The 13,061-nt window shown below is 67.0% G+C and carries 11 protein-coding genes; 5 read left to right on the top strand and 6 right to left on the bottom strand.

The features are described from left to right. Positions 1-86: 86 nt before the first annotated feature. Complete coding sequence (locus OB2597_RS09520; RefSeq protein ID WP_009805331.1) at positions 87-1,121, top strand: glycosyltransferase family 2 protein; 1,035 nt, start codon at positions 87-89, stop codon at positions 1,119-1,121. Continuing rightward, on the top strand, positions 1,118-1,828 hold the full coding sequence (locus tag OB2597_RS09515) for a class I SAM-dependent methyltransferase (protein ID WP_009805330.1): 711 nt from the start codon (positions 1,118-1,120) through the stop codon (positions 1,826-1,828). The genes OB2597_RS09520 and OB2597_RS09515 overlap by 4 nt, the downstream gene beginning before the upstream one ends. Positions 1,829-1,928: 100 nt before the next feature. Here OB2597_RS09515 and OB2597_RS09510 read toward each other — a convergent pair whose 3' ends face one another. From OB2597_RS09510 to ectA, 6 genes are all read right to left on the bottom strand, one after another. Then, positions 1,929-2,216 carry a lipid-A-disaccharide synthase N-terminal domain-containing protein gene (locus OB2597_RS09510; RefSeq protein WP_009805329.1) on the bottom strand — a complete coding sequence of 96 codons (288 nt, stop codon included), beginning with the start codon at positions 2,214-2,216 and terminating at the stop codon, positions 1,929-1,931. Between the two features lie 236 nt (positions 2,217-2,452). Then, complete coding sequence (locus OB2597_RS09505; RefSeq protein WP_009805328.1) at positions 2,453-3,001, bottom strand: pseudouridine synthase; 549 nt, start codon at positions 2,999-3,001, stop codon at positions 2,453-2,455. A 121-nt stretch (positions 3,002-3,122) separates the two neighbouring features. Continuing rightward, a complete protein-coding gene (locus OB2597_RS09500) occupies positions 3,123-4,547 on the bottom strand; it encodes an aspartate kinase (RefSeq protein WP_009805327.1) in 1,425 nt (474 codons plus the stop codon). Between the two features lie 9 nt (positions 4,548-4,556). Further along, complete coding sequence (locus tag OB2597_RS09495; protein WP_009805326.1) at positions 4,557-4,955, bottom strand: ectoine synthase; 399 nt, start codon at positions 4,953-4,955, stop codon at positions 4,557-4,559. A gap of 6 nt (positions 4,956-4,961) precedes the next feature. Further along, entirely contained in the window at positions 4,962-6,257 is a 1,296-nt protein-coding gene (gene ectB / locus OB2597_RS09490) for a diaminobutyrate--2-oxoglutarate transaminase (protein ID WP_009805325.1), read from the bottom strand. A 90-nt stretch (positions 6,258-6,347) separates the two neighbouring features. Continuing rightward, positions 6,348-6,884: a diaminobutyrate acetyltransferase gene (ectA, locus tag OB2597_RS09485; RefSeq protein ID WP_040609236.1), complete on the bottom strand. Its 537-nt coding sequence runs from the start codon at positions 6,882-6,884 to the stop codon at positions 6,348-6,350. 240 nt (positions 6,885-7,124) lie between these two features. Here ectA and OB2597_RS09480 point away from each other — a divergent pair, with 240 nt between their 5' ends. The 3 genes from OB2597_RS09480 to OB2597_RS09470 all read left to right on the top strand — a co-directional run bounded on the left by OB2597_RS09480 (position 7,125) and on the right by OB2597_RS09470 (position 12,950). Beyond that, positions 7,125-7,631: a MarR family winged helix-turn-helix transcriptional regulator gene (locus OB2597_RS09480; RefSeq protein WP_009805323.1), complete on the top strand. Its 507-nt coding sequence runs from the start codon at positions 7,125-7,127 to the stop codon at positions 7,629-7,631. 744 nt (positions 7,632-8,375) lie between these two features. Further along, positions 8,376-10,580, top strand: a complete 2,205-nt coding sequence (locus OB2597_RS09475) for an NADP-dependent isocitrate dehydrogenase (RefSeq protein ID WP_009805322.1) — start codon at positions 8,376-8,378, stop codon at positions 10,578-10,580. Positions 10,581-10,988: 408 nt separating this feature from the next. Then, the gene (locus OB2597_RS09470) at positions 10,989-12,950 is read left to right on the top strand and encodes a TonB-dependent receptor domain-containing protein (protein WP_009805321.1); all 1,962 of its coding nucleotides are present in this window, start codon (positions 10,989-10,991) and stop codon (positions 12,948-12,950) included. Positions 12,951-13,061: the final 111 nt, after the last annotated feature.

Genomic DNA, 13,061 nt, shown 5'->3' with positions numbered 1-13,061 from the left:
GCCATAAAATTACCAAGTTTGTGGAAACAATGGGCGGCGATCCGGTGGCCGTTTCGCCGCCGCCGACGCGTTGCCGAGGTTCCAGAATGAATGTTTCTCCACAGCTCCAGAAGGCCCTGCGGGACCGGGCGGCGCGGCGCGGGCCGGTTCGCCGGGTCTCGGTCGTGGTGCCCTTCCTGAACGAGGCGGAGACGCTGGAGGTTCTGCATCAACGCATCACGGCGACGCTGGCCGGGCTCGGACCGGCCTACGAGATCATCCTGGTGGACGACGGCTCCGAGGACGGGGGCGAACTGATCGCCGAGGCGCTGGCCGAAACCGATGCGCATGTGCGCGTGATCCGCTTCACCCGGAACTTCGGCAAGGCCGCCGCCCTGTCGGCGGGCATCGCCGAGGCGCGGGGCGACGTGATCGTCACCATGGACGCCGATCTCCAGGACGATCCGAAGGAGATCGGGCGCTTCCTGGCCAAGCTGGACGAGGGGTACGATGTGGTCTCGGGCTGGAAGCAGACCCGGCACGATCCCGTGGGCAAGACCCTTCCGTCGAAGATCTTCAACCGCATGACGGCGCGGCTCTTCGACGTCGACCTGCATGACATCAACTGTGGCTTCAAGGCCTATTCCCGCCGCGCGGCGCGGCATCTCAACCTCTATGGCGAGTTGCACCGCTTCACGCCCGCCCTGCTGCACGCCGCCGGCTACCGGGTGGCGGAAATCGCGGTGGAGCATCATCCGCGGGCGCACGGGCAGTCGAAATACGGCACCAGACGGCTGATCAAGGGGCTGCTGGACATCGCGACGGTCAAGCTGGTGACCCGTTACCAGTCGCGGCCGCTGCATTTCTTCGCCATGCTCGGCCTGCCGCTGCTGCTGGTGGGGCTGGCCTTCATCTCCTACCTTTCGGCGCTCTGGATTCTCGACATGGGACCGATCGGCAACCGGCCGCTGCTGCTGATCGGCATCCTCTTCACCGTGACCGGAACGCAGGTTCTGGGCGTGGGTCTCGTGGCGGAGCTGCTGCAGGCGGCGGGCCTGCGCGAGCGCGACAAATACGTCATCGACCAGAGGTTCGGCGAAAGCGACGCCGCCCCCGCGGTGATCGAGGAGGTGCGGCCATGATGCATCGGACCATCCGCAGCGGCTATGTCTCGGCCATCCGCGGCGCGCGCGTCGTGGCGAATAAAACGGGTGTTCTGGATCGGCTCGAGGCGGGTCCGCACCGGCGCAGCCGCTGGCTCCGCTCGCTCTTCGCGATCTACGATTTCGACGATCTGGCCCGGCTGGATCTCCCCTGGTGGACCTTCGATGCGATCGACACGGTCGAGCGGTTCCTGGCGGGCCGTCCGCAGGCGCGGGTCTTCGAATGGGGTTCGGGCGCCAGCACGCTCTGGCTGTCGCGGCGCGCGGGCGAGGTGATCTCGGTCGAGCACGACCCGGAGTGGTCGGACATGGTGGCGCGGAAACTGGCGGGATGTGCCCATGTCGCGCTGCGCCATGTCCCCGCACAGGCCGCGGGCGAGGTCGCCTCGCGCAAGGCCGGTTTCGCGGGGCAGTACTTCGACGACTACGTGCGGGCGATCCGCGACGTGCCCGGAGCGCTCGATCTGATCGTCATCGACGGGCGCGCGCGCGAGGTCTGCCTTCGCGAGGCGGCGGACCGGCTGGCGCCGGGCGGAATGATCCTTCTGGACGACTTCCGGCGCAAGCGCTACCAGGTCGCCGCCGAGGCGAGCGGGCTGAAGATCGCGCGGCACGAGGGGCTGGCGGTCTGCCTGCCCCTGCCGGACAGCACGGCCGTGCTGACCCGCCGGCGGGCGCTGGCCTGAGGTGGCGGGGGGGCGCTGCCCCCCGTCCTGCGGACTCCCCCCGGGATATTTCGAAGACCAAAGAAGCTGGGCCCGCAGGCGGATGGCCGGCGGGGGTGCGTCAGTCGCGGGGCGTTCTGAGCGTCAGCCGGAGATTGTAGAGCATCAGCAGGCCCGTGGCGGCCATCACGGCGAAGACCGAGAAGGAGCCGGTGCGCAGTCCTTCGGCGGCCAGCAGCGCGGCGGCCAGGGCGCGGATCACGAAGAAGCGGGTGGAGACGACGGATCGTCCGGCGCGGCGGCTTTCCCACGCCTGGAGGAGCCAGGAGCCGAAGAAGAGGGCGCCGCCGATCAGCCCGACGGCCTCCTGCCGCCAGTCGATCCGGAAAAGGTCTGTCAGCTGCTGCATCGGCGCCCCTCGTTTCCGGCGCAGGCTAGCGGGGTCACGCGGGGCGGGCAATCGCGGAAGGCGGTTGGGACCATTCTTGGACGTGATCCGAGGGCCTGGGGGTGTCGGCGGCCTGGGGCCGATGCGGGTGCGGAGCGGCGGGAGATCCTGCGGTCGAGCAAGCGGATGACGGTGGTGGGGGCCGCGGTGCGGGAGCAGCGCCGGTGTCCTGCGGGGGACGGCACCGGCGGGACCGGTCAGGCGTCGCGCCAGTGGCCCGGGGGCAGGTGGTCCAGTTGCCAGTCGCCGATGCGGATGCGGATCAGGCGCAGGGTGGGATGCCCGACATGGGCGGTCATGCGGCGGACCTGGCGGTTGCGGCCTTCGGTGAGGGTCAGCTCGATCCAGCAGTCGGGCACGCTCTTGCGGTAGCGGACGGGCGGATCCCGGTCCCAGAGGTCCTCCGGCACATCGATGCGGCGGACGCGGGCGGGACGGGTGGGGCCGTCCTTGAGCGTCACGCCCCGGCGCAGGGCCTCGAGCGCGGCGTGGTCGGGCAGGCCTTCGACCTGGGCGAGGTAGGTCTTCGCGGCCTTGTACCTCGGATGCGCGATCCGGGCCTGGAGGCGGCCGTCGTCGGTGAGGATCATCAGCCCCTCGCTGTCGCGGTCGAGGCGGCCGGCGGGGTAGACGCCGGGCAGGTCGATGAAATCCGACAGTGTCCGGCGCGGCGTGCCTGCCGTGCCGGCGTCGGTGAACTGCGACAGCACGTCGAAGGGCTTGTTGAAGAGGATCGTCCGCGCCATGGCCCCCCGGTAGCATCGGGGGCGCCGGCGCACAATGGAACGGCCCGGCAGTCATCGGGCCAGATGACGCTGCCGGGCCGCTGGACGGGGTGAAGCGCCCCGTCATCTCGGTGCGGCGGGATCAGGCCGCGGATTTCAGCTCGGCCGTCTCGGGCTCGAAGAAGGCGTCGTGCAGCGCCTTGATGCAGGGCTTGAGCACATCGCGTTCCATGACGAACTGCACGTCCACGTTGCGCGGGCCCTGGGTCGCCCCGATGCATTCGTGCCCGCTGTCGGCGATGGCGCAGAGGCCGCGCTGCAGGACGCGAAGGGTGCTGAGGTCGCGGCCGATGACGCTGGCCATGGCGAGCGTGCGGGACCGGATCTCGGCCGAGGGGTAGAGGTCGGCGATGTCCTTCTCGACCCGCTTCATCTTCTTGAGCGAGCTGTCGACGTAATGCGTGATCGTGTTGGCGTTGGAGAGCTTCGACACGATCCGGACGTCGTGGCGCTTGAGCACGTCGAGGATCGCGGCATCGTAACCCTTCACCCCGACCATGTCCTGTTCGAAGACTTCCAGCGCGATCACGTCGAGACCGGTGACGATCTCGACCGAGGGCTCATCCGCCGGCTGGTCGTCGATCAGGGTTCCCGGGTCCTCGGGCTCGAAGGCGTTCGTCACCCGCAGCGGCACCTCGGCCTGGCGCAGGGTCTTGGCCGCCTTGGGGTGGATCGCCTCCATCCCCATGTTCGACAGCTGGTCGGCCACGTCGTAGTTCGTCCGGCCCAGCTTGCGCACCGCGCCCTCTCCGACGAGGTTGGGGTCGGCGGAGCTGAGGTGGAACTCCTTGTGGATGATCGCCTCCTTCGCGCCGGTGAGGGCGGCGAGCTTGGAGAAGGTGACCTCGGAATAGCCGCGGTCGAATTCCCGCATCAGCCCTTCGGCGCACTGGGCATAGCCGGTGACGATGGGCATTTCGGTCGCGGGATCCACGCGGGCCATGGCCTTGGTGATGCGGTCCTCGAGGCAGATGTCGCCCTCGTCCCGCCAACCGGAGAGGTCGACGAGGCGCGCGTTGACGCCAGCCCGTTGCAGCAGCATCGTGGTCACGAAGGCCGAGTGGCTTTCGCCCAGGCCCGAGAGCAGCTCGCGCACCTGAAGCAGGTGCTCGGCCAGGCGGAAATGGCCATAGTTGCACAACCGCTGAAGGTCCGTCAGCGCGTTGCGCGCATCCTCGATCCGGCCGCGCACCCAGTCGGTCGCGCGTTCGACGTCCGCCGGGTGATCCAGAACGGTCTCGTGCGCCTCGATCATCTTCTGCGTCACGCGATCGAGGGCCTCGTGCCAGCCGCGATCGTTGTCGGCGTTGGAGAACTGCGCATAGACACCCGCATCGCCGGACTTCTTGTGTTCCAGCAGGAGGTTGGTGATGCCTCCGAAGGCGGAGACGACGAAGATGCGACCATAGAGGTCGTCGCCTTCGCGCCCGCCGATGAAGAGCGTGTCGCGCAGTTCATGGACGCGGGACATCGAAGTCCCGCCGATCTTTTCGACAGTATGGGTCATTGCTTCGCCTCAGGCCGTCTCCACCGGGGCGGCATAGGAGCCGTCGGCCTGGTGCACCTCGTCGCCGGTCACCGGCGGATTGAAGCAGCAGGCCATGACGAGTTCCTCGTCCGCCACCAGAGTGTGCTTGTCATGCTTGTCCAGTGCGTACATCACGCCGGGCTTGATCTCGTGGGTCTCGCCGGTGGCGAGGTCGGTGATCCGCCCGGTGCCCTGCATGCAATAGACGCTCTCGAAGTGGTTCTTGTAGTGGAACGTGTGTTCCGATCCCGCTTCGAGAAAGGTGATGTGGAAGGAAAAGCCCATGTTGTCGCTGGCCAGCAGCATCCGGACCGAGGTCCAGTTGGCGTGCGAGACGACGCGGTCTTTCTCTTCCTGAACGATCTTGTTGAAGTCGCGTACGATCATGTCGATTTACTCCGCTGCAATCTTGTTGTTGTTGTCGGTCACGTCGCGGGCCGCCTCGAGCAGGATGCCGAGCCCCTTGCGGAACATCTCGTCCGGCGTGGTCAGCGGGGCGAGCACCTTGACGACCTCGTCGTCGGCGCCCGATGTCTCGATGATCAGTCCCTTCTCGAAGGCGCGGGCGCAGATCTCTCCGGCCAGTTCGCCCGATCCCACGTCGACGCCCTGCATCAGGCCGCGGCCCTTGAGCTTGGCACCGGGGATGAGATCCGCGACCTCCTGCAGGCCGGTGGTGAGCACCGTGGCCTTCGACTGGAGCTCGCTCTCGAAGGACTTGTCGGCCCAGAACTTCTCGATCGCGACGCGGCCCGTAACGAAGGCGTGGTTGTTGCCCCGGAAGGTGCCGTTGTGCTCGGCCGGCTTCCAGATGTCGTGCTCGGGCTTGATCAGCAGTGCCGCGAAGGGCAGGCCGTAGCCCGAAAGCGATTTTGCCTGGGTCACCATGTCCGGTTCGATCCCGGCGCGCTCGAAGGCGAAATAGGTTCCGGTGCGGCCGCAGCCCGATTGGATGTCGTCGACGATCAGCAGCGCGCCGAGCCGTTTCGCCAGCCGTGCCACCCCCTGCATCCATTCGTCGGAGGCCGCGTTCAGACCGCCTTCGCCCTGCACGGGTTCGAAGATGAAGGCCGCGGGGGCGTCGACGCCCGAGGAGCCGTTTTCCAGCATCGCCTCGATGAACTGCAGCGTGTCGACGCCGTCGCCCATCGAGCCGTCGTAGGGCAGGTGGGTCACGTCGCCGAGATGCGCGCCGCCCGCGCCGTTGCGCTTGCCGGAATTGCCGGTCAGCGCCAGCGAGCCGAGCGTCATGCCGTGGAAGCCGTTGGTGAAGGCGATCACGTTGCGGCGGCCGGTGACCTTGCGGGCCAGCTTGATGGCGGCTTCGACGGCATTGGTGCCGGTCGGTCCGGTCATCATGATCTTGTAGTCCAGTCCCCGCGGCTCGAGAATGTGCTTCTCGTAGGCTTCGAGAAAGTCCGCCTTGGCGTCGGTGTGCATGTCCAGTCCATGCGAGATGCCGTCGCGGCTGATGTGCTCGATCAGCGCGGCCTTCATGTCGGGGTCGCCATGGCCGTAGTTCAGCGAGGAACAGCCGGCGAGAAAGTCGATGTAGGTGTTGCCGTCGGCGTCGGTCATCTCGCTGCCCTGCGCCTTGACGAAGGTCGTCGGGAAGGAGCGGCAGTAGGAGCGTGCCTCGCTCTCGCGGCGTTCGTAGATGGTGGTGTCGGGTGTCATGTCTTTCGGCATCGGATCAGTCCTTTCGGGACGAATGAGGGGTCGGGCGAGGCCGCGCCTCGCCGATCATGTTCGGGATTCGTGCAGTCGGATCCGGACGGATCAGGCGGCTTTCGCCAGGTCGTCGTCCATTTCGGGCAGCGAGATCGTCACCATGTGCTCGGTGTCGTGGTGCCCGTCGAAGTGATCTTCTTCATGGTAGTGCGGCTCGTCCGTGAGTTCGCCGCCCACATGTTTGGCGAAGCTGCGGAAAAGGCCCCATGAGGCATCGTTGTCTTCGGTGATCGTGGTCTTGAGGGCCTTTGCCTCGCCGCATTCGTCACGTTCGATCAGATGCGTCAGCATCTTGCGGCCCAGACCCATTCCGCGGGCCTTGGGGCTGACCGCCACCTGCCAGACGAAGAACGCGTCGTCGTTGGGGATCATGTGACCGGAAATCCATCCGAGAATCTCTCCGTCGACCTCGGCCACGACACAGGTGTCGCGGAAGTGGTCCGCCTGGATGAGATTGCAGTACATGGAGTTCTCGTCGAGCGGCTTGCACTCGCGCACGAGCGCCCAGATGGCCGAACCATCCGTCGTCTCGGGTTTGCGCAGCACGGGTTTGCGACTTCGGGTCTGCTCAAGATCCTTTGGCATTTCGTCTGGCCCTCTTGTTGCTTCGCTTATCTAACTAACTTCAGGACATGAAAGTTTCAACCGTCTAAGCAATTTTCTTCCCCGATCTCGGCTGGACCCGTCCCGCATCGTGGAAAAACCGTTGAATTCCGTTGTATTGCGGGCCATGTGGAAACTTCGAGGCATGAAGTTAATTTCATAAGGTTATCTTCATTGCTTTGAATATTGAAAGAAACCCCGCCGAATGCCATACAGGACGACATGAGCGAGACCGACCCGGACCGAGTTGACGAGAGCCTGATCGCGCTGCGCCGCATCCTGCGCGCGACAGAGCAGTACGAGCGCGACCTCGCCTCCGCGGCGGGCCTGTCGCCCGCGCAGCTGCGCGTCCTGCAGATCATCGCCGGCCAGACCGACAAGACGGCGACGCCCAAGGCGCTGGCGCAGAGGATGGGCGTGACCCAGGCGACCGTGACCTCGGTCGTCGACAAGCTGGTCGCGCGCGGACACGTGCGGCGCGTGCCGTCCGAGACCGACCGGCGGCAGACCAACGTCATCCTGACCGTGACCGGGCGATCCGCGCTGGAGGAGGCGCCGGATGCCCTGCAACAGCGGTACGTGCGGGAATTCGTCCAGCTGGCCGACTGGGAACAGGCCCAGCTCGTCGCCTCGCTCGAACGTGTGGCGGGAATGCTGGACGCGCATCTGATCGACGCCTCGCCCGTGCTGACCGTGGGAGAGATCGACGGGGCCGGGAAGCGCAAGTGACGCCCGAACGCCGGCCCCGGACCGGGCCGGCGCCCGTCCAGGCGCCCTCAAGGAAGCATGCAGCGGGATGTGATACTCGTGCGCAACGCCATCGCGCCCCGGCCCCCGCGCCGGGGCCCCGCGGGCCAACGTGGCCCCGCTGAGGCGGCGACCGCGCGCGGGGCGTTGCCCTCCGGCTGCGGCGCGTTGCATGGCCTGCCGGGTTCCGGCGCGAGGCGTTGCCCTGCGACTGCGCGCGTGGCGTTGCCCTGCGGGGGGCCGGCGTGGGGCGTGGCCCTGTGACTGCGCCGTGTTGCATGGCCTGCGGGGTCCCGGCGCAAGGCCGGGACACCTTCTGCGATGCCACGTGAGCGGTAGGGACCGAAGGGCCCTGATGGGGCTCTCCGCCTGCAACGAGATCGGCCGGTGCGTTTCCGGCCCCGCGGGAGGTCGTCTTCGGACTTGATCCGGGGACCTCGGGGCTCGGCTCCTGGGGAGATGGTTGCGATTGGCGGGAAGTGCTCAAGGCGTGTAATAGTCTGACGGGTGCGCGCGGGGTGGCGGGTGGTCCTCGGATCAAGCCCGACGACGTCGGTGGCGCGGGGCCGAGGATGACCCTTCGCCCGTCCGCGACCGGGGGCTCGCGCCGATGGCGGGTATTGTATGCCAATGTATGCAGCAAAATGACGCGCAGCCACGGGTCGCTGTGGATCTCGCCTCCGCACTGCGTTAAGCGTCCGGCAGAACAATCCGAGGCGTGGACCAATGGCTGACAGCAAAACCCCCGACATCATCTATACCAAGGTCGACGAAGCGCCCGAGCTCGCCTCGGCCTCGCTTCTGCCGATCATCCGGAAATTCGCGGCGGCCGCGGGTGTCAGCGTCGGCACCCGCGACATCTCGCTCGCGGGGCGGATCATCGCGACCTTCCCCGAGGCCCTGAGCGAGGAGCAGCGGATCACCGACGATCTCGCCGTGCTGGGCGAACTGGTCAAGACGCCCGGGGCGAACGTGATCAAGCTGCCGAACATCTCGGCCTCGGTCCCGCAACTCGTCGCCGCGATCAAGGAACTCCAGGGGCAGGGCTATGCGCTGCCCGACTATCCCTACGAGCCCGCGACGGAGGACGAGAAGGCCGTCCGTGCCAAGTACGACACGATCAAGGGCTCGGCCGTGAACCCCGTCCTGCGCGAGGGCAACTCGGACCGCCGTGCCGCCGTCGCGGTCAAGAAATACGCCCAGGCCAATCCGCACCGGATGGGCGAATGGACGAAGGACAGCAAGACGCGCGTCGCCTCGATGGACGGCGGCGACTTTTCCTCGAACGAGGTCTCGGCCACGCTCGACCGGGCGGCGACGGCGAAGATCGTGCTCGAGACCGCCGAGGGAGAGACCGTCCTGAAGGAGGGCGTCTCGTACCCGGCGGGAACGGTGGTCGACGCGACCTACATGTCGGCCCGGGCGCTCGATGCGTTCCTGGCGGAAGAGATCGAGAAGACCAAGGCCGAGGGCACGCTCTTTTCGCTGCACATGAAGGCCACGATGATGAAGGTCTCGGACCCGATCATCTTCGGCCATGCGGTCAAGCAGTGGCTCAAGCCGGTCTTCGACCAGTACGGCGACCGCATGGACGAGCTGGGGGTGGATCCCAACGGCGGTCTCGGCGCGCTGCTGGAGAAGGTCAAGGACGAGCCCGAGATCATGAAGGCGATCGAGGATGTGCGTGCGACGCGGCCGCCGATGTACATGGTGAATTCCGACAAGGGGATCACCAACCTGCACGTTCCGTCGGACGTCATCATCGACGCCTCGATGCCCGCGCTGATCCGCGACGGCGGCAAGGGCTGGGGACCGGACAACCAGCAGCATGACACGACCTGCGTCATCCCCGACAATTCCTATGCGCCGGTCTATGACGAGACGATCAAGTTCTTCAAGGCGCAGGGCAAGCTGAACCCGGCCACCGCCGGCACCGTCCAGAACATCGGTCTGATGGCGCAGAAGGCCGAGGAATACGGCAGCCACCCGACCACCTTCGAGATCCCGCAGGCGGGCACCGTCAAGATGATCCTCGACGACGGCACCGTGCTGCATCAGCACGAGGTGGAGAAGGGCGACATCTGGCGTTCGGCCTCGGCCCGCAAGGCGCCGATCGAGGACTGGGTGAACCTGGCCATCGACCGTCAGAAGGCCGAGGGCTGCGAGGCGATCTTCTGGCTCGACGAGGACCGCGCCCATGACGCGGAGCTGATCCGCTACGTCAAGCCGATCCTGGAAGAGAAGGGCGTCGCCTCGAAGTTCCGGATCATGTCGCCCGCCAAGGCGACGGTGCAGACGCTCAAGACGATAACCTCGGGCAAGAACTCCATCGCGATCACCGGCAACGTGCTGCGCGACTACCTGACCGACCTGTTCCCGATCCTCGAGTTGGCGACCTCGGCCAAGATGCTGTCGATCGTCAAGCTGATGAACGGCGGCGGCCTGTTCGAGACCGGCGCGGGCGGCTCGGCGCCCAAGCACGTCCAGCAGCTGATGGAGGAAAGCCATCTCCGCTGGGACAGCCTGGGCGAGTTCTGCGCGCTCGGCGAGTCGCTGAAGTTTCTCGCGGACGCCCGCGGGAACGAGAAGGCGCGGATCCTCGGCGAAGGGGTGGACGCGGCGACCCAGGGCATCCTGGATCACGACCGCAGCCCCTCGCGCAAGGTCGGCGAACCCGACAACCGGGACAGCCACTACTGGTTCGCCCGCTACTGGGCCGAGGCGCTGGCGCGGCAGGACAAGGACGGTGAACTGGCCGACTTCTTCGCACCGATCGCCGAGGCGCTGGTGGACGGAGAAAAGGACATCCTCGCCGAACTGGCCGAGACGCAGGGCAAGCCGGCGGACCTGGGCGGTTACTACCACACCGACGCCGACAAGGTCGCCGCGGTCATGCGGCCGTCCAAGACGCTGAACGAGATCATCGACTGATCCCGTCGGACCACCGGTTCCAAGGCCCGTCGCGCGTGACACGCGGCGGGCCTTTTTCGTTGCGAAGCCGGCGTTGCAGGGGGGGCGTTCGCCAGCCGGTTCGGATCGGGGCCCGGTTCGGTTCTCGGTCTCACCTTTCCAAATTCGAACCTTTCTGGTGTGATTTGCGGCGTTCGGAACGGATTTTATTTCACTTCTCTTGCAAAACGGCGATCCGGGGGGCGACCTCGCGCGCACCCTGATGCTTCTGACCGGAATTCATGCACATCGGGGATCCGCCTCGGCGAATTCCGGACAATGTCATTGATCTGACGGTTTTTATCAACTATTCCCGCCTCCAGTCACGCAGCCACAACGCCGTCCCTCGCCGTCGTTCGAGCCACGCAGGAATCTTCGAGGGACATCAGCATGATCACCACAGCCCGCAGCGCCCTGCTGCTTTCCACCACCATCCTCGCCGGCGCCGCCACGGCGCAGGAGGCCGACACCCAGTTCCTGGGCACGCTCCGGATCGACACCGCCGGCGCGCAGACCCTTTTGGGCAACGCCGAGATCACGGAAGAGGAGATCGAGGACCGCAATCCGGCCTCGGCCGCGGATGTCTTCGTCGGCGAGTCGTCGGTGACGGCCAGCGGCGGAGCCGCCATCGCGCAGAAGGTCTTTGTCAACGGGATCGAGGAAAGCCTCCTGTCGGTGACCATCGACGGGGCGCGGCAGAACAAGTCCGCCTTTCACCATTCGGGCAACGTCCTCCTCGATCCCCAGCTGCTGAAGTCGGTCGAGGTGAGCGAGGGGATCGCGCCGGCGGATGCCGGACCGAACGCCCTGGCCGGCGGTCTCGCCTACGAGACCAAGGATGCGCGCGACTTCCTTGCCCCGGGCGAGACGTTCGGCGGGCTGACGACGCTGCGGGCCGGCACCAACGGCGAGGGGTTCCGCCGGTCGCTGACCCTGTTCGGCCGGCAGGGTGGATTCGAATGGCTGCTGAGCGGCACCCGCCACACCGGCGACGCCTACGAGGACGGCGACGGCGTGACGGTGCCCGGCACCGCTCCGGACGTCTCGGCGCTGGTCGCCAAGATCGCCTTCACCTCGGACACCGGCAAGCGGCTGTCCTTCGCGGCCTCGCATACCGAGGATACCGGCGTGAGAAGCGGGCAGGCGCATCCGGTCTTCGGCTTCGTGACCATCCGGCCCGACCTGACCGGCGTGCCCGGGCTCGTGACGGTGCCGGTCAACGCCTATTCGAGCCGCAGGTCCTATACGCTCACCTATACCGACGAGGCGCCGGAGGGGTGGTTCGCGCCCACGCTGCAACTGAGCTACAACGAGCAGGAAACCGATGCCGGCGACGTCCAGGGGACCAACACCAGCCTGAGCGGCGTGGCCAAGAACGAATGGCAGCTGGGCAACGGCACGGTGACGGCCGGGATCGACTTCTTCCACGAAACGGGCGAGGGCCGCTCCTTCATCCCCGCCGGCCCCTTCGCCGGAACCTACAGCGGCCGCGAAGAGCTGACGAGCGTTGGCCTCTTCGCGCAGGCACGGCAGGATCTGACCGACCGGCTGTCGGTCTCCTACGGCGGGCGCTTCGACTACCAGGCGTTTACCGGGGCGGACGGGACCGAGCTTTCCGACACGGGCGTTAGCGTCAACGGGATGCTCGATTATGCGCTGACCGACACCGTCAGCCTGAACGCGGGCCTCGCAACGAGCTGGGGCGGGTACGAGCTGGGCGAAGCGGCGCTGGTGAACTTCATCACCCCGTGGGGCTATGCCGGGTTCCAGGCCTCGCAGTCGCAGACGGCGCGGGTCGGGCTGCGCTACGATGACGGCCGGTGGTCGGTGAGCGGTGCGCTCTTCCGGACCGAGATCAACGACATCGCCGACATCCTGCCGACCGGCGGCCGCCGGGGCGCGACCTCGGACCTGACCTCGCAGGGCTTCGACGGCTCGATCGCCTTCACGGGCGCGCGCGGTTTCGCCCGGCTGAACTATACCTACGCGGATGTGACGCTGACCGGGTCCGAGGGGCCGCTGACCTCGACCTCCTACTACTACGGGCGCCCGATGGGTCATGTCTTCGGGTTCGAGGCGGGCTACGACGTGACGAACGAGGTGCGGCTCGGCGGCAATGCGCAGATCGCGCTTGCCGACAGTTCCGCCTCGCTCGCCGGGTACGAGGTGGTCAACGTCTTTGCCAGCTACAAGCCCGAAAGCGTCGCGGGGCTCGAACTGCGGCTGGATGTCGAGAACGTCTTCGACAGCACCTACGTCCGCCGGTCCGCGGACGGGGTGAACGCCCCGAACGCCATCGCCCTGAACGAGCCGGGGCGGACGATCTCGCTGACGGCGACGATGCGGTTCTGACCGCGGGGGCGACGTCCCGATGCAGACGCCCCCGCCGGAGATCGGCGGGGGCGTTTTCGTTTCGGTCAGGGGTACGGGATCGACGCGGGCCGAGGCGCCCGCCGGGCGGGG

Source organism: Pseudooceanicola batsensis HTCC2597, assembly GCF_000152725.1.
GTDB lineage: Bacteria > Pseudomonadota > Alphaproteobacteria > Rhodobacterales > Rhodobacteraceae > Pseudooceanicola > Pseudooceanicola batsensis.
Note: the sequence above shows the minus strand (reverse complement) of the source record. Positions and strands in the feature narration are given on the sequence as shown.

Bases quoted from the DNA above. Each gene is read 5' to 3' on its own strand.
- OB2597_RS09520 (WP_009805331.1), top strand. From the start codon at position 87: ATGAATGTTTCTCCACAGCTCCAGAAGGCCCTGCGGGACCGGGCGGCG.
- OB2597_RS09515 (WP_009805330.1), top strand. From the start codon at position 1,118: ATGATGCATCGGACCATCCGCAGCGGCTATGTCTCGGCCATCCGCGGC.
- OB2597_RS09510 (WP_009805329.1), bottom strand. From the start codon at position 2,216: ATGCAGCAGCTGACAGACCTTTTCCGGATCGACTGGCGGCAGGAGGCC.
- OB2597_RS09505 (WP_009805328.1), bottom strand. From the start codon at position 3,001: ATGGCGCGGACGATCCTCTTCAACAAGCCCTTCGACGTGCTGTCGCAG.
- OB2597_RS09500 (WP_009805327.1), bottom strand. From the start codon at position 4,547: ATGACCCATACTGTCGAAAAGATCGGCGGGACTTCGATGTCCCGCGTC.
- OB2597_RS09495 (WP_009805326.1), bottom strand. From the start codon at position 4,955: ATGATCGTACGCGACTTCAACAAGATCGTTCAGGAAGAGAAAGACCGC.
- ectB (WP_009805325.1), bottom strand. From the start codon at position 6,257: ATGCCGAAAGACATGACACCCGACACCACCATCTACGAACGCCGCGAG.
- ectA (WP_040609236.1), bottom strand. From the start codon at position 6,884: ATGCCAAAGGATCTTGAGCAGACCCGAAGTCGCAAACCCGTGCTGCGC.
- OB2597_RS09480 (WP_009805323.1), top strand. From the start codon at position 7,125: ATGAGCGAGACCGACCCGGACCGAGTTGACGAGAGCCTGATCGCGCTG.
- OB2597_RS09475 (WP_009805322.1), top strand. From the start codon at position 8,376: ATGGCTGACAGCAAAACCCCCGACATCATCTATACCAAGGTCGACGAA.
- OB2597_RS09470 (WP_009805321.1), top strand. From the start codon at position 10,989: ATGATCACCACAGCCCGCAGCGCCCTGCTGCTTTCCACCACCATCCTC.